Annotated in this window: 26 protein-coding genes, 6 pseudogenes and 1 other annotated feature; of the genes and pseudogenes, 16 read left to right on the top strand and 16 right to left on the bottom strand. The window is 62.8% G+C overall.

Annotated elements, in window-relative coordinates:
* Positions 1 to 1,485 (top strand): annotated as a pseudogene (locus tag V5F61_RS20055) (hypothetical protein); the annotation flags it as partial.
* Positions 1,486 to 1,585: 100 nt separating this feature from the next.
* Positions 1,586 to 2,047 (top strand): hypothetical protein, encoded by a 462-nt coding sequence (locus V5F61_RS20050; protein WP_393990469.1) that lies wholly within the window; start codon positions 1,586 to 1,588, stop codon positions 2,045 to 2,047.
* 351 nt (positions 2,048 to 2,398) lie between these two features.
* Here V5F61_RS20050 and V5F61_RS20045 read toward each other — a convergent pair.
* From V5F61_RS20045 to traA, 3 genes and pseudogenes are all read right to left on the bottom strand, one after another.
* Positions 2,399 to 3,667, bottom strand: a pseudogene (locus V5F61_RS20045) (IS3 family transposase).
* Positions 3,267 to 3,383: a sequence feature (AL1L pseudoknot), on the bottom strand. (Overlaps the previous pseudogene by 117 nt.)
* 108 nt (positions 3,668 to 3,775) lie before the next feature.
* Positions 3,776 to 3,988, bottom strand: coding sequence for an antitoxin VbhA family protein (locus V5F61_RS20040; RefSeq protein WP_393990468.1), 213 nt, complete (start codon positions 3,986 to 3,988; stop codon positions 3,776 to 3,778).
* A gap of 196 nt (positions 3,989 to 4,184) precedes the next feature.
* Complete coding sequence (traA, locus tag V5F61_RS20035) at positions 4,185 to 8,723, bottom strand: Ti-type conjugative transfer relaxase TraA (protein WP_393990467.1); 4,539 nt, start codon at positions 8,721 to 8,723, stop codon at positions 4,185 to 4,187.
* A gap of 237 nt (positions 8,724 to 8,960) precedes the next feature.
* Between traA and V5F61_RS20030 the strand changes: the two genes are divergently transcribed.
* The 3 genes and pseudogenes from V5F61_RS20030 to traG all read left to right on the top strand — a co-directional run bounded on the left by V5F61_RS20030 (position 8,961) and on the right by traG (position 11,571).
* Complete coding sequence (locus V5F61_RS20030) at positions 8,961 to 9,275, top strand: TraC family protein (protein WP_393990466.1); 315 nt, start codon at positions 8,961 to 8,963, stop codon at positions 9,273 to 9,275.
* A gap of 40 nt (positions 9,276 to 9,315) precedes the next feature.
* Positions 9,316 to 9,537, top strand: a complete 222-nt coding sequence (locus V5F61_RS20025; protein WP_393990465.1) for a conjugal transfer protein TraD — start codon at positions 9,316 to 9,318, stop codon at positions 9,535 to 9,537.
* A 126-nt stretch (positions 9,538 to 9,663) separates the two neighbouring features.
* A pseudogene (gene traG, locus V5F61_RS20020) lies at positions 9,664 to 11,571 on the top strand (Ti-type conjugative transfer system protein TraG).
* A gap of 960 nt (positions 11,572 to 12,531) precedes the next feature.
* Here the strand turns inward: traG and V5F61_RS20015 are convergent.
* The 6 genes from V5F61_RS20015 to V5F61_RS19990 form a co-directional block, all read right to left on the bottom strand.
* Positions 12,532 to 12,876 (bottom strand): hypothetical protein, encoded by a 345-nt coding sequence (locus tag V5F61_RS20015; protein ID WP_393990464.1) that lies wholly within the window; start codon positions 12,874 to 12,876, stop codon positions 12,532 to 12,534.
* Entirely contained in the window at positions 12,876 to 13,553 is a 678-nt protein-coding gene (locus V5F61_RS20010) for an AAA family ATPase (RefSeq protein ID WP_393990463.1), read from the bottom strand. The genes V5F61_RS20015 and V5F61_RS20010 overlap by 1 nt, the downstream gene beginning before the upstream one ends.
* A 159-nt stretch (positions 13,554 to 13,712) precedes the next feature.
* A complete protein-coding gene (locus V5F61_RS20005; RefSeq protein WP_393990462.1) occupies positions 13,713 to 14,294 on the bottom strand; it encodes a recombinase family protein in 582 nt (193 codons plus the stop codon).
* Positions 14,295 to 14,527: 233 nt separating this feature from the next.
* Positions 14,528 to 14,941, bottom strand: coding sequence for a hypothetical protein (locus V5F61_RS20000; RefSeq protein ID WP_393990461.1), 414 nt, complete (start codon positions 14,939 to 14,941; stop codon positions 14,528 to 14,530).
* 482 nt (positions 14,942 to 15,423) lie between these two features.
* A complete protein-coding gene (locus V5F61_RS19995) occupies positions 15,424 to 15,747 on the bottom strand; it encodes a type II toxin-antitoxin system PemK/MazF family toxin (protein ID WP_393990460.1) in 324 nt (107 codons plus the stop codon).
* A complete protein-coding gene (locus V5F61_RS19990) occupies positions 15,744 to 15,983 on the bottom strand; it encodes an antitoxin MazE family protein (protein ID WP_393990459.1) in 240 nt (79 codons plus the stop codon). The genes V5F61_RS19995 and V5F61_RS19990 overlap by 4 nt, the downstream gene beginning before the upstream one ends.
* Positions 15,984 to 16,137: 154 nt before the next feature.
* Here V5F61_RS19990 and V5F61_RS19985 point away from each other — a divergent pair, with 154 nt between their 5' ends.
* Both V5F61_RS19985 and V5F61_RS19980 read left to right on the top strand, forming a co-directional pair.
* Entirely contained in the window at positions 16,138 to 16,602 is a 465-nt protein-coding gene (locus tag V5F61_RS19985) for a pilus assembly protein N-terminal domain-containing protein (RefSeq protein WP_393990458.1), read from the top strand.
* Positions 16,603 to 16,635: 33 nt separating this feature from the next.
* A pseudogene (locus V5F61_RS19980) lies at positions 16,636 to 17,387 on the top strand (IS5 family transposase).
* Positions 17,388 to 17,633: 246 nt separating this feature from the next.
* Here the strand turns inward: V5F61_RS19980 and V5F61_RS19975 are convergent.
* The 3 genes from V5F61_RS19975 to V5F61_RS19965 all read right to left on the bottom strand — a co-directional run bounded on the left by V5F61_RS19975 (position 17,634) and on the right by V5F61_RS19965 (position 18,575).
* Positions 17,634 to 18,056: a PIN domain-containing protein gene (locus V5F61_RS19975; protein ID WP_393990457.1), complete on the bottom strand. Its 423-nt coding sequence runs from the start codon at positions 18,054 to 18,056 to the stop codon at positions 17,634 to 17,636.
* Positions 18,056 to 18,304 (bottom strand): type II toxin-antitoxin system VapB family antitoxin, encoded by a 249-nt coding sequence (locus V5F61_RS19970; RefSeq protein ID WP_393990456.1) that lies wholly within the window; start codon positions 18,302 to 18,304, stop codon positions 18,056 to 18,058. Before V5F61_RS19970 ends, V5F61_RS19975 begins: the two co-directional genes overlap by 1 nt.
* A gap of 145 nt (positions 18,305 to 18,449) precedes the next feature.
* A complete protein-coding gene (locus V5F61_RS19965) occupies positions 18,450 to 18,575 on the bottom strand; it encodes a hypothetical protein (RefSeq protein WP_393990455.1) in 126 nt (41 codons plus the stop codon).
* 8 nt (positions 18,576 to 18,583) lie between these two features.
* On the opposite strand from V5F61_RS19965, the pseudogene V5F61_RS19960 reads away from it, so the two are divergent.
* A pseudogene (locus V5F61_RS19960) lies at positions 18,584 to 18,772 on the top strand (IS5/IS1182 family transposase); the annotation flags it as partial.
* Between the two features lie 16 nt (positions 18,773 to 18,788).
* On the opposite strand, the gene V5F61_RS19955 reads toward V5F61_RS19960, so the two are convergent.
* The 3 genes from V5F61_RS19955 to V5F61_RS19945 are packed head-to-tail and all read right to left on the bottom strand — an operon-like array spanning position 18,789 to position 21,393.
* Positions 18,789 to 19,709, bottom strand: a complete 921-nt coding sequence (locus tag V5F61_RS19955) for a hypothetical protein (protein ID WP_393990454.1) — start codon at positions 19,707 to 19,709, stop codon at positions 18,789 to 18,791.
* Between the two features lie 31 nt (positions 19,710 to 19,740).
* Positions 19,741 to 20,439, bottom strand: a complete 699-nt coding sequence (gene scpB, locus V5F61_RS19950) for an SMC-Scp complex subunit ScpB (protein ID WP_393990453.1) — start codon at positions 20,437 to 20,439, stop codon at positions 19,741 to 19,743.
* 3 nt (positions 20,440 to 20,442) lie between these two features.
* Complete coding sequence (locus V5F61_RS19945; protein ID WP_393990452.1) at positions 20,443 to 21,393, bottom strand: DUF1403 family protein; 951 nt, start codon at positions 21,391 to 21,393, stop codon at positions 20,443 to 20,445.
* A 272-nt stretch (positions 21,394 to 21,665) separates the two neighbouring features.
* Here V5F61_RS19945 and V5F61_RS19940 point away from each other — a divergent pair, with 272 nt between their 5' ends.
* From V5F61_RS19940 to V5F61_RS19905, 8 genes are all read left to right on the top strand, one after another.
* A complete protein-coding gene (locus tag V5F61_RS19940) occupies positions 21,666 to 21,920 on the top strand; it encodes a type II toxin-antitoxin system VapB family antitoxin (protein WP_393990471.1) in 255 nt (84 codons plus the stop codon).
* Positions 21,920 to 22,306: a type II toxin-antitoxin system VapC family toxin gene (locus V5F61_RS19935; protein ID WP_393990451.1), complete on the top strand. Its 387-nt coding sequence runs from the start codon at positions 21,920 to 21,922 to the stop codon at positions 22,304 to 22,306. Before V5F61_RS19940 ends, V5F61_RS19935 begins: the two co-directional genes overlap by 1 nt.
* Positions 22,307 to 22,308: 2 nt before the next feature.
* Positions 22,309 to 23,382 carry a site-specific integrase gene (locus tag V5F61_RS19930; RefSeq protein ID WP_393990450.1) on the top strand — a complete coding sequence of 358 codons (1,074 nt, stop codon included), beginning with the start codon at positions 22,309 to 22,311 and terminating at the stop codon, positions 23,380 to 23,382.
* Positions 23,383 to 23,454: 72 nt separating this feature from the next.
* A complete protein-coding gene (locus tag V5F61_RS19925) occupies positions 23,455 to 23,739 on the top strand; it encodes a type II toxin-antitoxin system Phd/YefM family antitoxin (RefSeq protein WP_393990449.1) in 285 nt (94 codons plus the stop codon).
* Positions 23,736 to 24,164, top strand: coding sequence for a type II toxin-antitoxin system VapC family toxin (locus V5F61_RS19920; RefSeq protein WP_393990448.1), 429 nt, complete (start codon positions 23,736 to 23,738; stop codon positions 24,162 to 24,164). The genes V5F61_RS19925 and V5F61_RS19920 overlap by 4 nt, the downstream gene beginning before the upstream one ends.
* Positions 24,165 to 24,198: 34 nt before the next feature.
* Complete coding sequence (locus tag V5F61_RS19915; protein WP_393990447.1) at positions 24,199 to 24,843, top strand: DUF6904 family protein; 645 nt, start codon at positions 24,199 to 24,201, stop codon at positions 24,841 to 24,843.
* 87 nt (positions 24,844 to 24,930) lie between these two features.
* Positions 24,931 to 25,134: a hypothetical protein gene (locus V5F61_RS19910; RefSeq protein WP_393990446.1), complete on the top strand. Its 204-nt coding sequence runs from the start codon at positions 24,931 to 24,933 to the stop codon at positions 25,132 to 25,134.
* A 159-nt stretch (positions 25,135 to 25,293) separates the two neighbouring features.
* Positions 25,294 to 26,169, top strand: coding sequence for a recombinase family protein (locus V5F61_RS19905; protein WP_393990445.1), 876 nt, complete (start codon positions 25,294 to 25,296; stop codon positions 26,167 to 26,169).
* Between the two features lie 16 nt (positions 26,170 to 26,185).
* Here the strand turns inward: V5F61_RS19905 and V5F61_RS19900 are convergent.
* A pseudogene (locus V5F61_RS19900) lies at positions 26,186 to 26,493 on the bottom strand (hypothetical protein); the annotation flags it as partial.

Genomic DNA, 26,493 nt, shown 5'->3' with positions numbered 1-26,493 from the left:
AATGCCACGCTGACCGGCAATGCCGGCGACAACATCATCACCGGAAACACCGGCAACGATACGCTGAACGGTGGTGATGGCGCGGATCAGCTTTACGGCGGCGACGGTAATGACACCCTGAATGGCGGCCTGGGCGCCGATCAGCTTTATGGCGGCAATGGCGATGATGTCCTTGTCGGTGGCGCCGGCGCCGACCAGTTCGCCGGTGGAGACGGCACCGACACGGCAAGCTATGTCGACAGTACGGTCGCCATGACGTTCAACCTCGCAACTGGCGTGTTCTCCGGGATCGGAGCAGGCGACACCTTCGACGGCATCGAAGTCATCGCTGGCACGAACTATGGCGATACCTTCATCGCAAGCTCCAATACCGACCATGTCAACGGTGGCAACGGTGTCGATATGATCACCTATGCCGACGCAACATCCGCCATCGGCATTAATCTTGTAACAGGTGGTCACACCGGTTTGGCCTCCGAGGATGTCTTTACCAACGTCGAGGTCATTCACGGAACCGCCTACGATGACACCTTCGTTGGTGATAACGCTGCGAACATCTTCATCGGCGGCGCCGGCGCGGATTCGTTCGATGGCGGGGCCGGTATCGATAGCTTGTGGTATCTGACGAGTGCTTCCGGCGTCACCATCAATCTGGCCACCGGCACACTGAGTGGCGGTGACGCCACCGGCGATATCTACACGAATATCGAACGGTTCATCGGTTCGAACCACGACGACAACCTGATTGCCGGAGCCACTGGAACACGCCTGGAAGGCGGCGGCGGAGATGACACGATCACCGGCGGCGCCGGTGCGGATATCATATTCGGAGGGCTCGGAACGGATGTCGGCGCTGTTGGGCCGATGCCTGGTGGTAACCAGGCCGATACGATCGACGGCGGAGATGGGAACGACGAGATCTACAGCGCAGGGAATAACCAGGGACAGACCTTCAACTACGGCAATGGCATCGACCTCGGGACTGTCATCAAAGGGGGTGGCGGGGCCGACAGAATCGTCATCAGTAGTGGCACAGCCTATGGCGACAGCGGCAATGACACGATCACGGTATTCGGCAATGGCTCAGCCCATGGGGGGGCAGGCGCTGACACTCTGAACGGCGAGTATATCGGGTTCGAGCTCTATGGGGACGATGGGGAGGACACGTTAAACCTTAAACTTGGCGGGGGCTTCGCAGACGGCGGGAACAACGGCGATATTTACTACGTCGATACAGTTCTACAGTCGACCATCAAGGATACAGGATCGTCTGGTAACGACTATGTATATTTGCAACGTATCGCGACCGTGAGCGATTTGCTTTATTCTAGACAAGGAGATGATCTCATCATATATTCTGACGACGATGCAGCACAATACCCAAACGCGGTCGTCAGACTTGAGAATTGGTACGATGGTTTTAACACCATCGAGTTTTTCGCAACCGCTGATGGGACGCATTTCTCAGGATCGGTTTTCGCCTAGACCAGCCCCGTGCAAGGCTATCACCATATAGTTGTGGTAGCCTTGCACGCTGCGGGCCCCACTCTTTCAGCGAGGATCACCAATGGATCGGCTAAAAGCCATGGCCCAGTTGGCGCAGTATCAGGACTATCAAAAATACGCGAATGTACAGTGGAAACGTTTACCTCCAGGAGTAGGTTTTCAACCCACTGAAGCAATGAAAGCTGAAATTGCCGCCAGAAAGGCGGAGGCAGCCCGGACCGAGGCGGAGTGGAAATCGCAGCACGAAGCCAATCCGGAGCTCTATTCGAATAACGTCGAGAGCCACACAATGTACGAAACCAACGTGGCCACCCTCCCCGAGGACCAGGTTGGCCCCCGGATCGAGTACATCACCAATCTCATCCAGAGCGGCGAAGCGGACAATTACTCATTCCGGGCTGGAAATGGCGAAAAAACGACGACATCTATCCATCAATTTCTCTACTGGCTTCAGCAGCGCACGCAAGACTTGAATAGCGACGGCACCTATTCACCCGAGATGTTGGCGCGCCGGGCACTGCCATCCGACACCTCGAAGTGATCAACGGCGTGATGGGGGCCGGCGCAGAACCGCGAACGACCGAGCGCGGTTCTGGAAGAGACGTCGGCTCCCCGTGCCCTGCTCTCCGCGGTTGCGCGCCGCCAGCCGCGCCCAACATCAGCAGGTTGAGAGAGCCGATTAGAGCGGTTGACCCTTGCTAGCCGAAGCGCGTGTCGATACTCACCGCGCCTTTTCCGGCGCTTCCAAAGTAAAGGTGCGACGCTCCTGCCAGCCTTTGCGGCGGCCTCGGCGCAACTGGTGAGTTCATCAGCTTCCTCAATGCCCTTAAGGGCCACATCCCGGCCGACAAACTGAACCGCGCCGGGTTTACCGGAGGCTGTTTCGTGTGGGTCACGCCGCCATTTGCTGCGCGTCGAGCATGACGTAGTAGCGTTCCTCGGCTTCGGCCGGCGGGATGTTGCCGATGGGCTCCAGCAGCCGACGATGGTTGAACCAGTCGACCCAGGTCAGCGTCGCGAACTCGACGGCCTCGAAGGATCGCCAGGGCCTACGTCGATGGACGACCTCGGCCTTGTAGAGACCGTTGATCGTCTCGGCGAGGGCGTTGTCGTAGCTGTCGCCCACGCTGCCCACGGAGGGCTCGATACCGGCTTCCACCAAGCGCTCGGTATAGCGGATGCTCACGTATTGCGAGCCGCGGTCGCTATGGTGCACCAGGCCGCCGCGATGAACAGGCCGTCGCTCGTGAAGGGCCTGCTCCAGGGCATCCAGCACGAAGCTGGCATGAGCGGTCCGGCTCACCCGCCAGCCGACGATGCGGCGAGCATAGGCGTCGATCACGAAGGCGACGCAGACGAAGCGAGTCCAAGTGGTAACATAGGTGAAGTCCGACAGCCAGAGCCTGTTTGGCGCTGGCGCATGGAACACCCGGCTCACATGGTCCAATGGGCATGGCGTCGCCTTGTCCTGCACCGCGGTGCGGACCGGTTTGCCGCGGAGCGCGCCGGCGAGTCCCATGCCCTGCATCAGCCGCTCGACGGTGCAGCGGGCTACGTCGAACCCCTCCCGCATCATCTGCCGCCAGACCTTGCGTGCCCCGTACACCTCGAAGTTCTCGGCGAACACACGCTCGATCTCCGGCCGCAAGACCGCGTCGCGCTGTGTCCGTGCCGAGAGCTTCGACGGATCAATCCGCCGGGCAACATGCGCATGGTAGGTCGCATAGGATCGCGGGACGCCATCCGTTCCGGATCGCTATGGGGGCGATCGGCAGGACCTTGTAGATCGGCTCGACCCCATACGCACCGCGATGATCATCGATGAATGCGATCATGTCTTCGACCGGCGGTCGAGCTCCGCCAGGGCGAAATACGCCGATGCCTTGCGCAGGATCTCGTTCGCCTGCCGCAACTCGCGGTTCTCGCGCTCGAGGGCCTTTAGCTTCGCGGCCATGTCCGTCGAAACGCCGACCCGCTTGCCGGTATCCACCTCGGCCTTCTTCACCCGCTCGTTCAGCGCCTGCCCTAAGCAGCCGATCTTCGCCGAGACCGACAGGATCGCCTGCCAGCGGGACGGATACTCATGCGCGTGATCCAGCACCAGCCGCACCGCCCGCTCGCGCACCTCGGGGGAGAACTTGTTTGTCGTCTTGCCCGTCATGGCTCCACCTTTTCAGGAGTTGGAGCCTCCGGCAGACCCGGGGCGGTTCAGGTCCAGGCGTTGGAGTCAATCCAATAGATTCTCACGGCGCGTGATGGTGAACCCGCGTCAGCGCGGAATGATGGGGTCATGAGGCACCTTCACGAACTCAGCCAGATCGATCTCACCATTGATGAAGCGTTCCGCGTGGCGCTCCTGCTCTTCGCTCATCACGAAACCCTCCAGGCGCACCGAGGCAGTCGCGTAGCTGACCGCTTCCCGCCGCCGGCGCCGCTCCTCATCACTGATCGCAAGATGCGGAACTTTTTCGATGTGGGTCATACCAGCCCTTTCATCAAACAGACACCTACCCATATTTTATAGAGAAAATAACAAAGCTCAAGCATATATTTCTAATTACGCCTTCATTGCAGGAAAAATAATTTGCGCGTGAGACGAAATGCGTGACTATTCTCCTACGTTAACACGCTATCCGCATGAGACGACAATCGCGATTGCTTGCCCCTCGAACAATGCCCTACCGCGTCGGCGTAATTCCGCGGCTGTGCCGACGCTGCAACCGCTCCTGCTCATGCTTCATGGTGTTCTCGATCCGGACCACTGCGTGCGCCGCCGACATATCCGCGCGAACCGCATCGAGGCGCGCGCGCTGATCTTCCGGCACACGCTGGTGCAATGCCTCCACGGAGGCATTCTCATAAGTGCCGAAGCGCGCCCGCAACGCCTGGTCGGCCTGGGCGATCTCGGTGCGCACGGCCAGCGGCATGCGGCTCACGATCTGCTGGCGCTCGCCATAGTCCTTGGTCGCCTTCAGGGCCTGCAGGGCGTGAGAAGCGCTCTCCGACAGCCCAGGGACTTCGATCGCCATGCGCTTGCGGTGCTCGACCTCGGCCGCGCTCTCGACCGTCCGGTAATTCGCAACGTCATCGAGCAAGGTGCCGGCAACGGTGGCGGTGAAGGAGACGGCATCGAGGGCCTTCTTGCGCTCGGCGCCGGCCGCCCCGAACCGATCCAGGAGCCGCCCAGAGCCGCGCAGCGTCCCGAACGTCTCGGGCGCGCCGGTGATGTCCTCGCGCAGCGCCGCGGGCGTGGTCTTGCCGGCCTCGATCCGACCCCGGATCGCAGCGACGGCCCGCTCCGGTTCCGACCAGACCTTCCCCGCCTCGGCGGCCAGCTCCTGGACGGCTGCGGCGACATCCGCCCGCGCCCACGCGCGCCGCTCCGCGACCTGCTCAACGGTCTCCGCGAAACGGGTGACCGCCGCGAACATGGGGGCGGGCTTCTCGGCCGGCACCGGCGGGGTGGCCGTCGCCGGCATGGGGCCATCTTGCACCTGGTCCTGGATCACGCCGGGAGCCTTGCCCTCGGCCTGGGCCAGCTCGCGGACGTGCACGAGATCGAGCGCACGCGACACGGCCCGCGCTTCCGCCAGACGCGGCGCCTCGGCCGCAAGGCCGGCGCGCGCCTCAGTCGGGGTGCGCGCCTCGATCGTCTGCGTGGCGAGCGCATCCGCTTTGGGCGTGAACGCGGTGCACCCATAACGGGCATCCAGCGCCGCGGTGACCGCGCGGATCTCGGCCATGGTGCCGGCATCCGCACGCACCATCTCAAAGCCCTTGCGCCACGCGTCCTCGCCACCCTGCGCGCGAAGGCCTGCGAGCGTATCGAGTTGGGCGGCGGCGGATTGTGAAAGCGCCGGAATCACAACGGACATGGCCTCGCGCTGCCGGGTCTCGGCCGCAAGATGGCGTGCCTCGCCATTGCGCCATGCGATAGCCTGGACACGGGCAATGGTCGCCGCCTCCGGCAAGGCCAGCATGGCGTCTTCCCGCGCTGCACGTTGACCGCGTCCGTCAATGAGACGGCCCGAACCGCGCAACGCACCGAAGCTCTCCGGCCGCTGGAGGATCTGTTCAGACAAGCGCGCCGTGTCGCCGGTCATGCGCAGCGCAGCGCTTGTGATCGCCTCCTTCGCCAGCTCGGGATTGCGGTAGATCCCGGTCAGGCGCGCAGACAGTTCCGCGGCGTTGTCACGGCCCTGGGCGCTGGCGAGGAAGCGCGTCCGAGCCGCATCGAGGACCGGCGCGGCATGTTCGGTGACGCCGGGAACAAGCGCAGGGCGCTCCGACCCGATCCGGTCCTCTGGCGCAATGGGAGCGGCGGCCTGAACGGGCTCTGGTGCGAGGGAGCGCCCAAAGCCCATGCGCTGAAGCGCATGTTCGGCCCGACTCCACAGATCCGCGAGCGCCTCGTGCTGCTGGGCGATGAGGTTCGCCTGTTTTTCGACCACTGCTGTGATCGAAGGCCCGATGTCGCGCAGGATCTCGAAGCCGCGCCGATGCAGAAACGCATCCGCATGCTCCCGGTACAAAGGTTCATTCTCAAAATCGAGCGTCGTCGTTTTGGCGCCAGAGCGCGACAGGCGCGTTTGAAGCTGCTCATAAGTGAGGTCTTCAGATCCGCGCATCCTCCATGCATTGCGATGGGTGATCGTGCCATCGGGTAGCGTCAGCGGAACGCTGCCCAGATGCTGAAGTGCGATCTTCTCACCGATTTCCGGCTGGTGCTCCTTCATGACGCGGCCAAGATCCTTGCTCCAGATCGTGCGCTGCTGGCCCTTATCGCTTTCCAGCGTGACGTAATAGCTCTCGCCCTTTGTCGGATCGTGCTCATAGGGTGCGGCGCCATGCTCGACTAGGCGCCCGGCGCGCGGATCGCTGAACTCCTCCTGGGCGGCATACATGGCGACCGAATGCCGGTGACGGCTCATCGCCACATAGGTGAGATGCTGATCCATCATGGAGGACGCCAGCACCAAAGCATGATCCACCGTCGCGCCCTGCGACTTGTGGATCGTCGTCGCATAGCCATGATCGACATTGCGGTACGTGTCGGTTGAGAACACCACCTCGCGACCGGCATCGAGCCGCACGGACAGGCGCGGCTTGCCCGCCGCGTCCGTGGTCGCGGTCACGGTCCCGAGCATGCCGTTCTTGACGCTCTGACGCTCAAGCTCGGGGGCGCTTGGTTCGATGAAGTTCGCATTTTCCAGGAACAACAGACGGTCGCCCACGGCGAACTCTCGGGTGCCACCTTCGGTGGTGAACCCGCGGGCATCCTTCAGCTCACCGGCGTCCTGAAGCACGCCGCGCATGGCGTCGTTCAACGCGCGCACATTGGCATTGGTGTGCGCCAGAACGATCATCTCGTTGCCCTGGAGCGTTTCCCCCTTGGCTTCCTTCTGTGCGCGGATCTCGATCCGTATGTTGGTCCATTCCTCAACCAGAGCGGCCCGCGCTTCGTCATTGGTGAGCGTCTGCCGGATCGCGCCATGATCCCTATAGGCGCCCATCGCGCGGGCGAACTTCTGGCTATCGCCGCTCGCGAAATCGCGCGAGGCGTCCTGCATCCACTCTTCACGCTGGCGGCGCACACCGACCAGGTGCTTCGCGCCGATCCGATCCATGGCGGCGCGGAACGCCGCGCCCGCCTGGATCGGCTGCAACTGTTGCGCATCGCCCACAAGCACGAGCTTCGCGCCGGCCTCTTCGACCGCCGCGACGAAGCGGGCCATCTGGCGCGATGACACCATGCCCGCTTCGTCGACCACGAACACGTCGCCCTTTTGCAAGGCAGCGTTCCCGTTCTTCCACGCCAGCTCCCAGGAGGCGAGCGTGCGCGATGTGATCCCGGAGCTTTCCTCCAATCCCTCCGCCGCCTTGCCGGACAAGGCCGCACCGAACACCCGCCGTCCATCGGCTTTCCACGCGACGTTTGCCGCCTCCAGCAAGGTCGATTTGCCCGCGCCGGCATAGCCGACAACCGCGGCAATTCCCCCAGCGCTCGTGACGTGCTGGACGGCTTCCACCTGTTCGGCATCGAAGCGGAATGGGCGCGATGCGTCCTTCGTCTCGACCGACCGAATGGCCTTGGCGACCGCCTTGTCTTTCACGCCGAAGCTGCGCGCGGCGGCAAGGCGGCCGGCGGCTTCCGCCATGCCATGCTCGACCTTCATTATCTCCCGCGTGGTGTAGATCGCGGGTTCGGCTTTCGCTCCGCTGGCCTTGTCGGCGGGAACGGCGGGCCGCAACAGGCACAATTCCTCGCTCGCCAGAACGGCGGCCTTCACGTTCTGGAACACCGCGATGTCGTCCACATGCCGGTGCAAGGCACGGGCGATGTCCGCTTCCGTGAAGGTGGATTGCTGGTCGCTGAGCAGCGCGATCAACTGGCTCGGATCGCGCGCCAGGCGATCCGCCATGTCCAGGCGCTCGGCCTCGCGCTTTGGCGCGAAGTGCGTCGCCTTCCCCTCGCGGACCATGGCGGCCATGTTGGCGCCAAGATGCCGCTGGGGCTTCAGGTCAAGGCCGCGCTCCGCATAAGAGCGCATGTCGATCTGGATGTCGTGGCCCGCCATCGCCAAATGCCGGTTGGCCGCATCTGCCCACCCGAGCTTCCACGTTTTGTCAACCGAGCGCTCACCGACGAATTGATTGTAGACGATCTGACCGTTCGGCCGTGCGTTCGTGACCACACGCAGCGGCTTCCCATCTTCGCCCAGGACCGGGCTGACCTTGGGCCCGAAGCCGCCGATGGTGAGCGGACGCAATGTGTGCATCAGGTGGACATGGGGGTTGTCCTTGGCGCCGTGGATGACCCAATCCGCCACGATGCCCTTTGAGGTCAGATGCGTTTCGACGAACTCGCGCACGAGCGCGATGTTCTGATCCAGGCTCAGTTCGATCGGCAGGGCGAGCAGGACCTCGCGCGCCAACTGCGCATCGAGACGCACCTCGGTGTCCTGGGCGATGTTCCAGATTGCTTCGCTCGCCTCCGCCGGGGTCCGGTCCTGCACTGCGGCCCTGATCCACTCGGGAGCATCCGGGGGCAAGCTCACCTCGGAATGCAGGAGGTCGCAGGCCTTGTGGGCAAAGGAGACGCTCTTCCCCCGAGCCTGATCGACCATGGACGTGCGATGGCGATAGGCGGCGGCCGTGACGGCGCTGCCGCCACCCTTTCCCCCTACGAACGTGAAACGTGCGTACCCGATCGCCATGGTGCCGTTTTAGCATCATGGCCGCATTGTCGCAACGCGACACATATTGCGCTTGTAACTCCGTGGGCCAAAGCCCACTCCGCTCAAGAGCCGGCAGTCTGCCGGCGACGCGCGCTCGAAAAGCGCGCACAGGCGGAACACCAGAAGTGGCGAAATGTCGGGTAAATAATCACCACATTGACGCTATGTTTCCGCGTCGCTACGGCTTTGATCTCGAAAGAGTTGAGAGGACGTAGCATGGTCAAGACCAGAGGCGCGCGGCGATCTGCAGCGATCTGCGATATCGATGCGCAGATCATCGGTCTTCAGAAGCGCCGAAAGGAGCTTCAGGAAAAACAGGCAACGCGCATTGGCAAGCTGGCGATTGCTGCCGGGCTGGCTGATCTCAACGTGGACGATGACGCACTGAAAGACGCGTTCGCCACGATCGTGACCCGATTTCGCGACGCAGAGGACAGCGCGGAACAGCCCCCCGCAGGCGGGCCGGCAGAGGTTGGCGACGGACAGCCGGCCGGCGAGCAGCAAGACAGCGCGGAGCCTGCGGACGCTTGAGCGCGCTGTCTACCGGCTGAAGGAGCGCAGGAGTGCGTTGATGCATAACGAGAGGCGCAAGGATGCCCACGAGAAGATCGCCCTCGGCGGGCTGGTCGTGAAAGCGGGCCTGCGCGGCGCCGACCGCGCCTTCGTGCTCGGCGCGCTCATTCAAGCGGCGAAGCTCGGCCCGGATGATCCGCAGTGGCGCGAACTGCGCCAGCTCGGGATCTCCGCCATGCGCGATGTGACGAAGAACGATGTCGAGGCTGACGCGCAGTAGCCGCCGTCGCTGACCACCCAGACCGCCCGAAGAGGCGCACTCGCCCTTCTCCCTCGACCTGCCCCCAGGCGAGGGAGACGGGCTTTTTTCATCTCCACACTTTTCATCTCCACACGGAAGGTCGGCATGCACAACATCAACTGGAAAGATGCGTCCGTCTGGTGGGCCCTTGTGCCGGCATCGGTCCTCGCCATCTGCGCGGTGTTGGTCAATGTGCTCTGGACCAGGCTCGGGCAGGGACTGCACGACCAGACGCTCTATTGGTTCACACGCGCAGCTCCTCTCGCGATGTTCGTGCCACCAGCTCTTGCCGGGCTCGCTGTCGTTGCCTTCATGCCGCGACACAAGCGGCTCCCCGTTGCGCTCATCAACCTCGGCCTCGTTGCGGTCGTCGCCGTCGCATATGCGTGGCGCGAGTTCGAGCGCCTGGCGCCATATGCAAGCCAAGGAATGACCTTCGATCAGCTCGTCGAATATGTGAGCGCCTTCGTGATCGCCGGCGGCCTGGTCGCCGTGGCGGTCGCGGGCCTTGGGGCGCGCCTCGCCACCCACGTGCCGAGCAAGGTGAAGCGTGTTCGGCGCGGAATGATCGGGGACGCCGATTGGATGACCATGGATAAGGCGCAGAAGCTTTTCCCCCCGGACGGCTTCGTTGTGATCGGTGAAGCGTACCGGGTTGACAAAGACCGGGTCGCGGAAATCGACTTCGAGCCGGGCGACCGGAGCACCTGGGGCAAGGGCGGCCGTGCTCCACTTTTGTGCCATCGCTATGGGAACGACAGCGGACACCTGTTGTTCTTCGCGGGTTCCGGTGGTTACAAAACGACCGCGAGCGTAATCCCCACCGGGCTCCACTATAAGGACCCGATCGTCTGTTTTGATCCTTCCATTGAGATCGCGCCGATGATCGCAAAGGCGCGCCGCGCGATGAACTCCGATCGCAAGGTGATCATTCTCGACCCGGCCAACCCAGCGGTAGGATTCAACGTGCTCGACTGGATTTCCACCTCCAGCCGCAAGGAGGAGGACATCGCGTCCGTGGCACACATGCTGCTTTCCGAGAGCTCGCGGGTCGAAAGTTCCACCGGAAGCTACTTCCAGAATCAGGCGCATAATCTCCTGACCGGTCTGCTCGCATATATCCTGCTCTCGCCCAACTTCGATGGCGAAAAGTCGCTCAGAAGCCTTCGGGAAGTTGTGTGCGTGCCGGAACCATCGGTGCTCGCCATGCTGGCGGAAATCGTCGCCGAAGAGAGCGAACCGGAGTTCGTGCGCCAGACGCTCGGTGTGTTCGTGAACATGACCGAGCAGACCTTCTCCGGCGTCTACTCGACCGCGTCGAAGGATACGCAGTGGCTCTCCCTCGGCAATTATGCCGCCCTTGTCTGTGGCGGAAAATTCAAGACCAGCGACCTCGCAGAAGGCAAGATCGACCTCTTCCTGAACCTCCGCATGGACACGCTGAAGAGCTATCCGGGGATCGGTCGCGTCATCATCGGCGCGCTGCTGAATGCGATGATTCAGACCGATGGCCGGGCGGGCAAGCGCGTCTTGTTTCTGGTCGATGAAGCCAGCTTGCTCGGCTACATAAAGCTCCTGGAAGAGGCGAGAGACCGCGGACGAAAGTACGGGATCTCCCTCGCCCTGTTCTACCAATCCGTAGGGCAGATCGAAGCGCATTTCGGGAAAGCTGGCGCCCAGGCCTAGTTCGAGAGCGCGGCCCTCACGTCATATGCTGCTGTCGGCACGCACGAGACGGCGCGGCACGTTTCGGACCTGTGCGGCGAGATGACCATCGAGGTCGGATCGAGTTCGCGCCAGGCGGGCCTGAGCGCGAATGCGGCGAAAGCGACCGAGAGCACCAGCTATCAGCGCCGCGCGCTCATCCTGCCGCACGAGGTGCTGCAGGACATGCGCCGGGACGACCAGATCATCATCAAGGCGGGACAACGCCCGCTGCGGTGCGGTCGCGCGATCTACTTCAGACGGCCGGAAATGGTGGCGCAGACGGAGCGGAACCGATTCACGCCGTGATTTGATAAAAGGAAGGGCGCTACAAGGCTACCGGAGATCGCGCATCTGCTCTCCTGGCAGCAGAGCAATAATACACCACAGAAGAACGCATCACCGAAAATTATCCTTGAATACCAATTTAATTGGGGCCAGCGTTGAGTTGCAAGCAACAGTAATGCAGTCGACTTCCGTCGCTTTGATCAAGTTGTGCACTGTGGGTACGTAGCTACGAGACTGCTCACACGAAGATGGCATCCATATCAATTCTATCGGAAAAACATCGGTATCTGCATCAACAACGCAACTGATAGAATCTTCACATTAGAATGAGGAATGGCGATGAAGCTCTCAATCTTTATTGTATCTTCCTACATTTTATTTTCTACAGCTGCCTTCGCACAGTACTACATCCCATATAATGGACCACCAATATTTGCACCATTTTCTAGTCCCATTCCCGTTGTAAGGTTCACGCTTCGAGCATGCGAAGGGGAATACAGCAGTCGTTGCGGAGATTGGCCCTGGACTGGCGGCTGTGGAACCCTTGTCACGTGGGGCATTCGTGAATGCGGTCGCCAGGGGTTTCGCTATCTGGGTGCTCAGCAAATTGCCAGCCATGGCGGAAATCGGTGCGGATACAGTTTTCACTCGATCATGTGCGGCTACTGACGAGCCAACCCGTTATTGAAGAATGCGCCCCCTTCGGGGGGCAAGACTTTCCCACAGCTCCGGCCATAACTACGGCGCCACGGGGGGGGGGCGCGTTCTGGCCCGCGCCGGGCACGGTAGGACTGTGCGGCCCTTCGGGCTGGAAAAGTCTCGGAATAGCTTAGGAGGTAGGAGGGGCTGTACCTGGAGCGCCCCTTTTTGAACAAGGGATCGTAACCCGAATGGGCCGAGACGGCGGCGCAGCCGGTGGCTTGGTGTGCGCAGCGCATAGAGCCCGCTCCCGGCGCAAAGCGCCGGGATGGCCCAGTCCTTTCACTCTCGTTTTGCGCGCGCCATCAGCATTTCGAGAGCGAGCCAATAGCTCGGAATGTTCTCTCGTTCGCACAGATCTCGGAAAGCCTCGATGACCCTTGCGGGGCCGGCCACGAGAAGCTTGTCTTGCGGCTCCGACTTTCGGCGCCCTCCCCTTCTCACCACAACGCCAGAAGACGCAGCGGTTGGCCCAGGTTCGCGCGGTACGAAACCGAGTTCCTGTCCGGCTTTGACCGCTTCGGCAACAAGCGCTGGCTCGGGCTTCTGTGCCTTCGGCTTCGGCGTCGGCAAGTCAATGGCTGGCGGCGGAACGATCTCATCGTCAGGGAAACCATATTTACTCATCAAGCGGCCTCCTTGTCGGTGAGCTTATTTGCAATGGCCTGAGCGTAATCACGAGCGTTCGTGAGCGCTGCTTCGAGGTTAGACACCTGCCCTGCCTTCAATTCACTCAGCATGAGGCTTTCGCGAAAGATTCTTGTAAAAGCGGCACGCCTGACCAAGGAGACGGACAGCATGGGCAAATCGGTCGTCTCCGCGCGAACGTCGCGTTCGTCCGATGTGGCAAACGCTGCATTCGTTCTGGTGAACAGCAAGGTGAACGGAATCTCCCGGCGCATCATACGGGCGGTGCTTTTGACCAGAGACACGGCGCGCGCGGCCTGACGCGTTTCCATCGGCGTTGGCTCGAACGGTATGATGGCAAGATCCGTGCGGGAGAGCACGAACGTCACGATCTGGGCCGCGGTGCCTTCGAGATCGACGATCACGTAATCAGCGATGCCGTCCAGCGCGTCGATTGTCTCGACAACCTGATCCTCGGGCGGGCGGGCGATCACGCGAAAAGGGGTCGTCCGGCCGGCCTCTTTGCGATCTTTCGCCCAGGTCACGATATTCTGGTTGGGATCGCAATCCAGCATGACGACTGCGGCGCCGGCCCTCGCGAGCTGCTCGGCAAGGAGGAGCGCGGCCGTCGTCTTACCCGTGCCTCCCTTCGGGTTGGCGAACGATATCACATACATATCAACCTCGATATTTATAGCGATATCACCACCATATGGACATTGATATGAAATCAATATCCATACAACAGCAACATCATGTCAATGCCGATATTATATCAACTACAAGTTGAGGCGATATCGGCAGCATGTCAATAGCACATCGATATAATATTGATATCAGTTAGAAGAATTTGAGAAGCCTGCCCGGCGCAGGGTATCCAGCAGCGTCGTCCGCGCGATGCCGTGAATGCGGCAAACGGATGCCTTACTTGCTCCACCTTCAAGAGCGGCGATGATGGCGTCGAGTTTCTCGCCCTCGATCGCTCGCGGACGGCCCCCGTGACGACCACGGCGCCTCGCGGCATCGAGCCCGGCCACGATGCGTTCGCGGGTTAGCGCACGCTCGTACTGCGCGAGAGCACCGAACAGATGAAACAGAAGCTCTCCGTGCGCAGTGGTGGTGTCCATTCCCTCGGTCAAGGACCGGAAGGCGACGCCCTGCCCCTTGAGGCGCGCGATAATGTCCAGGAGGTGGGGGAGGGAGCGGCCGAGCCGGTCCAGGCGCCACACCACCAAGGTATCTCCCTCTTTGAGGAAGGCGAGGCAGGCATCTAAGCCGGGCCGGCGATCTCGCGCTCCGGACGCTCGATCCTCGAAGAGGTGGCGATCATCGACGCCGGCGGCCACCAAGGCGTCGCGCTGAAGGTCCGTGGATTGGCAGTCGCCATCGGAGGACACGCGCATATAACCGAAAAGCATGCGAAAAACCCTCGGCAGCAGGTTTTCGCACGATAAATCCTGAAGCACCAATGCGACAGTGTTTTTCGCGCATTCTGAACGCTCGCCGTCAGCGGCGACGGGCGGGCCGACATGAACCCCCACGAGAACGCGACGGAAAACACCTGATTTCCGGCTAGGCGCACACCGGCGCCTCGTCGCCGTTCATTGCGGTATGACAGAGGCGTGGGTGGGCATGAGCGCGGCGCTCGTGATCATCGCCACCCACAAAAGCGCCTCATCTTCCGCCATGCCGCCGTTAGAGACAACTCTCGCAGCACGATCGTGAAATCGTCCGACGGGAAACTGCGAGGGCTGATACGCCGGTCTTCCTCTCTGAACGGAAATATCACATTACCGCGCTCATCAATGGCTAGAGAAAATCGCGGTACATCAAACATCTGCACCTCATTAAGACCCAAACGTTTCCCCAGCCGCATGAGGTCTTCTCCATCATATATTGTCATAACATAATATATTGGAGTCGCACCACCTATAGTAGTTTCTACATAATTTCCATCGATTTTCATTGCGATCGCGTGTGGAACAGCCATTGTGTCGATGTTGGTTTCATCTATTGCATAGCATAATGCCCCGGAATAATTATGATTGATAACAAGCTTCGACACATTCCCGAAGCATTGGCCAGACGGAAGCGCCGGCTGGGGGTATTTAACACGCCTAACTAATGTACATTTGGAAATTATATCATTTATTTCCGCCACCCGCACCCTCTGCGGCTTATTACAATACAATCTTTCATGAAGAATCCTGATTCTGAGTTTGTCGAATGGTATCATTGTTGGACTTTATGCCGGAGGAGCTGGGACGCACTCAGCGCAGATTGACCCCGCAGAATCAGCCGCCACTCAACGTTTGGAATTTCACCGCGTTGTTAGAGATAATGCCTTTGAATAGGCTCAATAACATCACAAAAAAATATGATGATCAAGCGTTCATCTCCGTTCGTGACAGGGATTATCGGCCATTCCTTGGATGCCATTCCTAAAATGGCAAGATGAGTCTGTTGCTTTCCAAATGGCCCTATCACAAAGTTGTCGCTTCAGAGATCATTCACGACAGCAATCGCGACGGCCAACACAACGCTACGCTATGCGATCCCTAGAAACACCGCCAGCAGGCGGCTGACGGCCAACATCGTCCCGCCGTCGAGGTGACCGAACACGGGCCCGACCTTGTCCCGCCGCACCGAGATGGTCTTGTCGATCATGACCTGCGAGGGCCGCGGCAGGCCCGTCTGGGCTTCCGGCGCCACCGACAGCCGGATCAGTGGCGCATCGACCGGCATCGACGTCACCAACACGACGGTCACGGAACCCGTCTGGTCGAAGTGGTCGGCCTGGATGACCAGCGCAGGGCGCGGCTTGCCGAAGTCGCCGGAGGCGGCGACGGTCACGAGGTCACCGCGCCTCACGCGTCATCCTCGCCGCCCAATGCCTCATCGAGATCCGCCAACGCGGCATCCAGGAATCCCGCCAGATCACGGTCTCCAGCGTCAGCCTGGGCCACGATCAGCGACTGCCGGCGGCACTCGTCCTCGAAGCATGGCCTGCGCGTGTCCGGCACCCAGATCTGGACCGGACGCATGCCCGCGGCGCGCAACGCATCCCGGCGCTTCTGAACCCGTTGGCGGACTGGCGAAGGGGCCATGGCGGAACTCCGCAATTGTTACATGTAACGTATCACGAAACTCGCCCTCCGCCAAGATTTTCTCCTACGCACCGCGATCGTGCGCGCCCGGATGACAGAGGCGCAGGTAGGCCGGCAATTCGGCAAGCCGCTCCAAGGGGCACGTCGCCCGGCCATGACCTATTCTCATCGCTGGTTATCATCACCATCCACAGAAGCGCTTCATCCTCCCCCAGCCTCGAAGACATGCCACTTGTGCATGACGGCAGTGGGCGCGATCGCTTTTGTCGCGACCTGGGCGAGCGTCATTGGCCGCCGGCCGAAGGGGGTAAAGGCCGCATCTGCGTGCATGCCCACGACGCGCCAGCTCCTGATCGCCGGCCTCGCCGACGGCGCGACCACCATCATTGCAACCAACGCCAATAGGCGCCAGGTCGCGGTCATCGAGGTGCGTGTGAGCCGCGACGGTGCATCATTCATTTTCAGAGCAGAGCTTCGCCTTGCCGCGGCGTGTGGGCGCGCGCCGGTGGACGGGGCGCACCCCATGAGCGACGGGCTTTCGCTCACGCCCCTTCAGGCGGCGAGGCCCTGCCTGGGGTCAAAACCCGATCATGGACTTGAGCGTGATCGGTTGTCGTGATTCACGGGAGGTGTGGATCACGGGAGGCGGCGTATGGCGTTGTTCTGGTTGTCGGATGCGGCGTGGGCTGCAATCGAGCCGCATCTGCCGAAGAACCAGCCTGGCGCTCGACGTGTCGATGACCGGCGGGTGATCTCCGGCATCCTGCACGTGCTCAAGGTGGGCTGTCGGTGGCGCGATTGCCCCAGCGACTACGGGCCTTCGACGACGATCTACAATCGGTTCAACCGCTGGTCTCGCCGTGGCTTCTGGCTCAGGCTGCTCGACGCGCTGGTGGAGGCCGGCGCGGTCACGAAGAGCACCGCCATCGACAGCACCTACATCAAGGCCCAGCGGGCGGCGTTCAGGGCAAAAGGGGGCGCGCGGCGCAGGCAATCGGCCGCTCGCGTGGCGGCTGGACAACCAAGGTCCACGCGCTCACCGACGTCATCGGCCGTCCCTACGTGCTGATGCTGACACCCGGCAACGTCAGCGACATGAAGGCTGCCCCCGCGCTTCTCGAACGTGCCGGGCCCATGCGCTACCTGCTGGGTGATAAGGGCTACGATGCCGACCGGCTACGCCGCTTGGCGCGCGAAGCGGGTGCCACGCCCGTGATACCGGGCCGCCGCAACCGCAAGCGCGCCATCCGATATGACGAGCAGCGCTACCGAGGCCGACACCTCATCGAGAACGCCTTCTGCCGCCTCAGGGACTTCCGGCGCGTCCATACCCGCTACGACAAGCTGCCCGCCAACTTCCTCTCCGCTGTGGCGCTCGCAACCGCTCTCGCCTTCTGGCTCTGATCGTGTCTCGACCCTAGCCCTCAACTTCTCGAGGTAGTCCGCCGTGTCGTTTGCGTACTGGCTGACGAAATATGCAAGCAGCCCCTCCGGGGTGGAGGTATCGGCCTGAATGTTCTTATCTGCGATCCTCAGTGCTTCCTCGTAGATCAATATCAGAGTTGCGACATCAAGCTTATCGGATTCGCGATTCAAATCAGCCTCCACCATCTAGAAAATATCGATATGCGATATACATAGAAAAAGTAATTATGCAAAAGCTGTGTGCGTGAATTCATTTACGTTGTATAGACGCGGAACGCGGTACGCCTTTGCGCAGGCAGAAGCGAAGCAATCACCGAAGTTTAGCTGCGCATGTGCGCCGATAAGCTTTCCATGTTCCATCATCTCCACGACAGCCTTCCGGCCAATCTCTGCCGACACCATGATTTCTTTGGCGTCCACGCTCTTGACGAAATCCGCGACCAGCTCCTGGGCCGCCTCCACGATTTGAGGGGTGACCGGCGACGAGGCCAGCAGGGCACTTTTGCGGGCGATGGCAGCGACCGCTTCAAAGACCGCGAGCGGCGATACGTATCGGGGCGTCTGCGAGGCCTCCAGGCGACGCAGAAGGATCTCGTGGTCGTCCTCGAACGTGAGGATGGAGACGATTGCGGATGCATCAATGAACATCACTCGCCCCACCCTTCGTCGGTGAAGGCCTTCATGTCGAAAGCCCCCTGCCCCTTGCGGAACCCCATGGCCTCGGCCTTCGCGTGGGCGCCTCGCAATCGCTCCAGGAGGGGCCGAGCCTGTGTCTGGCGGTTCAGCTCGTGTTCCAGTGCGGCGCGGACGGCGGCCGTCTTCGACGGGGCCTTTGTGACCCGCTGGAGCTCGACGGCGAGCGCGTCAACATCAGCGTCGCGGATGAAGAGGGCCATAGCGATATTCCTCGTGACAAAAAAGGATAGCAGCCGCTAGATTCGCGCATCCGATCCCGATCGCGCGCCGTTGGTATATCTGTTTCGTGATATCTATATATCACGAAACAGATATACTCTTCAATCAAGGCCGCATCCCCTCCCCTCACAGCAAGACGAGTTGTTCGGCCGGGCGGGCGGACATAGCCGAAGGGGCAGCGACCGCCGGCGCGGACTGGCGCTCGCGGGCCTCGGCGAAGTCGATGGTGACGATCTCGCAGAGTGGCGCCACGTCCTTCCATCCCCTCATCCCGGAGCCGAAAGCGGGCTTATCCCTATGACCGCGCGCTCTATCGCCAGCGCCATAAAGCGGAGAACCTGTTCGCCAAACTGAAAGACGGGCGCCGCATCGCCACCCGCTACGACCGATGCGCCCACACCTTCTTCTCGGCTATCTGCATCGCCGCAACCGTCGCTTTCTGGTTCTGATCAATGAGGCCTGAGCCTAGCTTGCCAGTTCCGGGCTCTGGACTTGGGTCCATGTCGTTTCAGCCGACGGCTGCGACTGGGTGTAGCTTTCTCCTGGAGCCCACGACGGCATTTCCACGAACCGGAAAAAGGAACTGAGATCGGAACGTCCTCCGAGCACGATCGAGGGCGTCCATTGGGCCGCCAACATGATGACGCACGAGGTGACCGCGGCGATCGCATAGTCCAGTCGAGCGCTGGTGAAGGCGCCCTCTCTGTCGTGTTTGACGTGATTGTAGGCGTCATACCAGGTCAGCGATTGGGTCGGGTTTTCCTGGGTCCATCCCGAAAAGGGCTGGATCGGCGCAAGCCAGGGAAAGCTCGGGAAGGCCACGGCGTATTCATTGAGCCGCATCACCGGCAGCAACCGGACATAGTCGTTCGTGCTGTATCGCTCCTGCCGCCGGCCGTTGGCGACGAGGACGCCGCGCCAGTGGGCTTCCACCTCCGTCGCGGCCAGTATGAGCAAATTTCGGATCTCGTGCCCGTAGGTCTGAAACGTCTCGGGCTCTGGATGCACCGTCTGGCAGATTGCTTCGAGGCGTCGCATCAGTGTTGTCGCCTGCCCGACGCCAAGTGCGACGGCCTTGGCCTCAGCGAGCGCTCCCGGACTTTTCGGATCGGCCAAACTGCCGTTCAACGGCCGCGCCACGCGAGGGTAGTAGTGCTCCGGGGGAAGTTGCAGCTTGTGAAACGGGCCGCTTTGGGGACCGTCCGAGGGAATCCAGCCCGTGTCGTCTCGAAGCGCAGCCCAGATCGTGTCACGGTCACCGCGACGGTAGAAGGTGCCGGGGCCCCTGTCCGGATTGGACACGCCGAGCTTCACGGCCTCGTCGGCATCAATCCTCCAGACCTGATTGCCGTGCCCCTCACCAACGACCCGAAGATAGTATGTCATTGCCCCCTCGCACTCGCTGACCAACCGGCCGTCACAACTCTTCGTCGAAACCGTCGCCGTCCGCCTCAGCCACGTCCTCGACATCCTCGGCGTCATCCTCTCCGACAAGAGGAAAGCCCCCGCTCAACAGCTTGTCCTTGTCGAGCAGTCCCGCCTCCTCCATCGCCTCGATGTCGGGCAGCTCGCGCAACGTGTCCAAGCCGAAATGGGCGAGGAACGCCTTCGTCGTCACATAGGTATAGGGCGCGCCCGGCTGAGGGCTCCGCGGACCGGCGGTGATGAGATCCCGCGCCCGCAGTTCGGCGATGACATCTCGACTGACCGGCTTTCCCACCATCTGGCCGAGCTCGGCCCGGGTTACGGGCTGGTGGTAGGCGATGCAGGCGAGCACCAGTATTTCCGTCTGCGAGAGCTGGACCGCCGTGGGCTCGGACCCGAAAGCGGCGTGGATGGCCTCGGCATGGCGCGGGCGGGTGCGCAATTGCCAGCCGCCGGCGACCGCCACCAGTTCGTAGGGCCGCCCGCGCAGGTCTTCACGGATGTCGCCGATGACGAGCTCGAGGCTGCAGTCGCGCCCGACCACACGGGCGAGCCGGTCCCGGTCCACCGGTCCGGGTGCGGCGAAGATCACCGCCTCGACCCGCGCCATCCACTCCCGCCAGCGCAGATCCGCCGGCAGGTCGACGAGCTCGGTGTCGAGGGTGGTGGGGGCGCGGCGCCGGCGGGCCATGGCCTAGAGCCCGTACAGCCGGAAGGTGGGCCGGCCGGACAGCTCGCGCACCGCCTCGAGGTCGCAGAGGCGCTCGAACAGCCGCCGGACCGCCCAGCGCGACAGCGTCTTGGTGGTCACAGACCCGGAGACCGCATCGTCCTCCAGGAGCAGGATGATCACCTCCCCTGCCCCCTTGGCGCGTAGCTTCGGCGCCACGGCGGCGAGGCGCTGGGCGCGGCCGGCGATGTCGTGCGCCAGCCGGCAGGCCTCGGCGGCGCCGGCGGCCGCCGCCAGGCACACGGCGCGCTCGCCCCCCTCCCCGCCTGGCCGCAGCCGCCCGCGCCCGGCCTCCCTGAGCGCCGGCGCATGGATCTGGCTGGCGAGGACCGGCACCGGCAGAGACCAGCGCAGCCGCGCGGCGAGGACGAGATCCGCACACCACCAGGCCAGGGCCTCGGTGTGGGGCCCGAGCGCCGCGACCCGGGCTGCCCCGGCCGCGGCAACGAGCGGCGCCGGCCGGGCGGTACGCGCGGCGTCCTCGAGGATTTCTGGGATCGCCATAAAGGCATCCGACCAGGGCAGGCCGAGCTGGTTGGTCACCGAGCGGACGCTGTCGGCGTCGAGGACCGGGGAGCGGGCGGCAAGGCGCCGCCAGGCGGCGAGGAGGTTCCCGGCTGGGCCTGGATCGGCGTCGGGTGGGCGCAGGTTCCAGGCGTCGCGCAACGCGGCTTCGTCCTCGCGATGACCGAGCAGGCGGGCCGCGGCCGCAGCCGCCTTCAGGGCGACTCGCTGGCGCCAGGCGCCGGCCCAGGCGGGCTCGGCGCGCACCAGATTATCGAGACAATTCAAGGCCGCGCCGGCCATGTAGGCAGCCTCGGTGAGGTCCTCGACCAGGCCGCGCGGCAGCGCCCAGCCGGGCACGGCGGGGATCGTCGCAGGGGCAGGCAGGATCGAATCGACCGGAAACGCCATGCCCGCAGGGTAACGCGGCTGTGCGGTTTATGCCATCATGATGCCAACGAACCGCACGCCCTGTCTCCGAATAAAAACATCCGATAATCTTACATTATCGGATGTTTTGTGCTTTATATAGAGAAGCGGTCGTTTTCGGTGGATTCGCGCCCGCGGGCGGCCCTCGGCCGGGCCCAAGGCCGTGAGAATCGCGTTCCGCAGGTGTCGCAAAAATTGCCCGAAGCAAAGCGCTCGGGTAGAATATCGAAAATCAGGAACCAGGAGCCTTGGCGGTGGCGCTGAGCATTAAAGACCCCGAGACTGAAAGGCTCGCCCGCGCGCTCGCCGCGCGCACTGGCGAGACCCTCACCGTCGCCACCCGCCGTGCCATCGAGGAACGCCTCAAGCGGACGGGAGCGCAAGCACGCAAGGCCGCCTTGCTGGAGGACATGGAGGCGATGCAGCGGCGCTTGAACGCTCTGCCGATCCTCGATGATCGCAGCCCCGATAACATCATTGGCTACGACGAGAACGGCGTTCCGAACTGATGGTGATCGACACCTCGGCAATCGCCGCGATCTTCTTCAACGAACCGGATGCCCCGAGCTATCGCGAGCGCATCGCCGACGATCCCGTCCGGCTCATCTCGGCGGCAACGCTCATCGAAGCCGCGATGGTCATCGAAGGGCGCTTTGGCGAGGCCGGCGGCGCCGAGCTCGATCTATGGCTGCACAAGGCCGAGGTCGAGATCATCGCGGTGACCACCGAGCACGCCGACCAGGCCCGCCGCGCCTGGCGGCGCTATGGCAAGGGCCGCCACCCAGCGGCGCTGAACTATGGCGACTGCTTCTCTTATGCGCTTGCCACCCTGACCGGTGAACCGCTGCTGTTCAAGGGCGACGACTTCTCCCAGACGGACATTGAGACGGCCTGACGATGGCGGAGGATCCCCTTCCCGATGCGGATCGCAATCCAACTGACGCCGCGCTGATCCCGCCGGTCGTGGTCCCCTCCCCTGCCCTTCCGGCGCATCTGGAGCGTCTCACCGAGCGGGCGCGCGACTATATCGATGCCGCGAGCTCGGCGAACACGCGCCGCGCCTATGCGTCCGACTGGAAGCACTTCTCCAGATGGTGCCGCCGCCAGGGGCTGGAGCTGCTTCCTCCCTCCCCGCAAGTCGTCGGGCTCTACATCACCGCCTGTGCCTCGGGCGCCGTCCTTCCCGGCGGCAAGCCGAACGCGGTCTCGACCATCGAGCGGCGACTGTCGGCGATCGGCTGGAGCTACGCCCAGCGCGGCACGCCGCTCGACCGCAACGACCGGCACATCGCCACCGTGCTCGCCGGCATCCGCAACACGCATGCCGCCCCGCCCCGACAGAAGGAAGCGGTGCTGCCCGAGGATGTCATCGCCATGCTGGAGACGCTCGATCGCGGGTCGCTTCGCGGCCTGCGCGATCGCGCCATGCTCCTCCTCGGATTCGCTGGCGGCCTGCGCCGCTCGGAAATTGTCGGGCTGGATGTCGGCCGGGACCACACCGAGGATGGCCGCGGCTGGATCGAGATCCTCGACAACGGCGTGGTCGTGACCCTGCGTGGCAAGACCGGCTGGCGTGAGATCGAGGTGGGCCGTGGTTCATCCGACGCGACCTGCCCCGTCGTCGCGCTCGAGACCTGGCTCAAGCTGGCGAAAATCGGCCACGGCCCGCTGTTTCGCCGGGTGACCGGCCTGGGCAAGGACGTGGGGCCCAACCGGCTGAATGACCGCGAGGTCGCTCGGCTGGTGAAACGCGCTGCCCTCGCCGCGGGCGTGCGCGACGATCTCACCGAAGGCGAGCGGGAGGAAAAATTCGCCGGCCATTCGCTGCGCGCCGGCCTCGCCTCCTCGGCCGAGGTCGACGAACGCTATGTCCAAAAGCAACTTGGCCACGCCTCGGCCGAGATGACACGGCGCTATCAGCGTCGGCGGGATCGCTTCCGATTCAACCTGACAAAGGCTGCGGGACTGTAGTCACAAGGAATCTCCCTACTCTGCCCGGTTGCACCGTACTATGCCTCCAGCTATATAGTCATGATAGTCATCATGGTCATAGAGGTTGATATGCTCCCTGCACCCGACGAAAGTACGAACTGGACCGTCGCCCGAGCGAAAGCCCGTCTCTCGGAGGTCATCGAGCGCGCGCAGTCCTCGCCCCAGGTCATCACCCGGAACGGCAAGCCAAGTGTCGTCGTCGTCTCGGCCGAGGAATGGCAACGCAAGACGGAGCGCAAAGGCACGCTGGCGCAGTTCCTGCTGGATTCGCCGCTGCGCAGCGCCGATCTGGACCTTGAGCGCGTGCGCGACGAACCACGTGATCTGCTGCTGTGAAACTCCTGCTCGACACCAATGTCCTGTCGGAAGTGACGAAGCCGGCTCCGAACGCGGGCGTCCTGACGTGGTTGGACACATTGGATGAGGATCGCGCATTTATCAGTGTGGTATCGATCGCCGAAGTCCGACGCGGCGTGGTTCTTCTGGCTGAAGGCCGGCGGCGTGACGCTCTAACCGAGTGGCTGCTCCACGACCTGCCGGGACGCTTCGGACAACGCAGTCTTCCCGTCGATGAACCGGTTGCCCTGGCCTGGGGCGACCTCATGGGGCTCGCCAAGCGCCAAGGTCGCGGGCTATCCGCCATGGACGGCCTCATCGCGGCCACGGCCCTGGCAAAAGGTCTCGTGCTCGCGACCCGTAACATGAGGGATTTTGAGAGTCTTGGTGTCGAACTCCTCGATCCCTGGTCCATAGGCACCTGATGTTGGCGCGAACCTGGAAGAGAGGAATAACGGCTTGTTGTCCTGTCAGTTACTGAAGAATCATGCCGGTATTCTGCTGATCGGCGACTACACGTCCCTCCGCTGGTTGCACGAAGTGATTCACGACGTGAACGAGCGCTCTCCGCTTATTCAAGATAAGGAGGGCATGTTCCTCAGCCTGGCCTACGATGTGCGCAAGGCGTATGAGGGCCACCGTGAGGTTCTTCAGCCGCCGCCTCACTACGAGGAAATGGGCATCCGCTACGGCGTCCAGGCCTTATGGCCAGTACTGCTCGTCCAGCACCGGATGCTACGGCTGTCCCTTGCCTTCCTCGACCATTCCGCCAAGACACAGGCCATCGCCTACGCTCTGGAAGCCGTCATTGAAGATGCTCTGCGTGCCGACTTTGCCGCACAAGGCCCTGAGGCAATCACTCTCTGGCAGCGTCTTGATCCTGCCCAGCCCACGGTCTTTGAAAGACTCCGGAGCCGGGCGGCCATTTTCTGTTCATGGACGAAAGCTGAACGGAAACGTTATTTCCTGAACCTTCTATCCAGTTTCGAACCGTTGTACGAGAGCCTCTACTCATTCCGTCTACAGCGAGGCGACAAGAGCCTTCTGCCCCCAGCCGATTTCCTACAGTGGGAAAACGTCGAATGGCCTGACCCTCGCTGGTAAAACCTTACATAGCTGACCTCGAATTGTGGCTCTCGCGATGCCTGTGTTGCTTGGCCGAGATGGCTGGATTTGGCCGGAAACGTGTCATTGTTCATCCTCGCTCACTCCGGATCGGCGGATTCCTCGCCCTCATCGAGCGGACCGCTCCGCCTGGATCAGCGGATTGCCGGCGCTGCCGAAGCCGTGAGAGGCACCTGCCCGGCGGAAAATCAGGCCTGTCGCCGCCTCGCCGACACCTTGCAGGCCTCCAAAACCATTGAAATCGTCAATTTCGCGCTCAGAAGGCCGTAGGCGGCCATTTTGGCCTCTTCCGCCATTCAGTCCTATCCAAAGGGTCTGATCGGTCTCCACGACCTTCTGCCGCGGCCGATAAAACACGTCTGCAAAGGCCCGCTTTTTCAAATCTGGCTTGATTGTACAAAGGGGGTGGAATCGCCCTCCGGAGCCGCCATGGCCAGCCCCTATCACTCCCCTCCCCAGCCGGCGCGGCGGCTGATTGGCTATGCCCGCGTCTCCACCGACGAGCAGGCGACCGACGCCCAGGTCGATGAGCTGCGAGCGGCCGGCTGCCACCTCATCCACCAGGAGCACGGCTCGGGCGCCTCGCGGTCCCGGCCGGTGCTGGTCAAGCTGATGCGCGAGATCGGCGCCGGCGACGTCCTGGTGGTGGTGCGGCTCGATCGCCTCGCCCGCTCGGTCAGCCACCTGCTGGCGGTGATCGAGGACCTGGAGAGCCGCCAGGCGCATTTTCGGTCGCTGCGCGACCCGATCGACACCTCGACGCCGCAGGGCATGTTCTCGCTCCAGGTACTCGGTGCCGTCGCCCAGCTCGAGCGCGCTTTGATCGCCGAGCGCACCAAGGCCGGCATGAAGGCCGCCAAGGCCCGCGGCAAGCTGCCCGGCAATCCCGGCCTGCGCGCGCGCAGGCCGGAAGCAATCCGCGCCGCCTCCACGGCGCGCCAGCAGGTCTATGTGGGCGCCCTTATCGCCTCGGCCTCTGCCTGGCTGCCGATCGTGCGCCGCATGCGGCCTCAACATAGCTGGGGCGACGTGGTGCGGGTGCTGAACCATCGGGGCCAGGCTTGGACCATCGAGAAGTTGCCGCGCGCCGCGCACCGGCTCGTGCAGGAGCGGCTAGCGGAAGCCGAGCTGCTCCAGCGCGCACCCCGGCGCCCGCCGGTGGACCGGCTGATGACCTTGGTAGCTGGAATCGCCATTGCCGATCCGGACCTCAGCCTGCGCGACATCGCCGGCCAGCTCGAGCGGATGCCCTATCGATCCGCTTCCGGTGAGATCAGTCCGGGCGGAAGAAAATACCGTCTGTAGCGATCACCATCGCGGGTTAGCATGAATGGAACGAAGCATGCAGGACCTCGTCGAGGAGGTCGGTGGCGATCGCAAGAGTGTCCGAGACCATCGACTCATAAGCCGGCTTGATCATCAGCTTCGAGATCGTTCTCGCGACAAATTCCGGGTTCAGCGGGGCGAGGCGCTGCCGCGTCGCCCCCACTGGCTGAGGAAAGGCCCGCAACGCGGAGACCACCTCCAACCGATGCTCCCGTGACGCGGCAGCAAGATCGAAGATATCCCGTGCCGTGGCAACGGCGCCCCGGTAGACGATTTTCTTGGCAATGGTCTCGGGCCTGGTCT

It is taken from the genome of Xanthobacter sediminis (assembly GCF_043195015.1).
Lineage (GTDB): Bacteria > Pseudomonadota > Alphaproteobacteria > Rhizobiales > Xanthobacteraceae > Xanthobacter.
The sequence above is the reverse complement of the archived record's forward strand: the minus strand, read 5'-3'. Positions and strand labels throughout refer to the sequence as shown.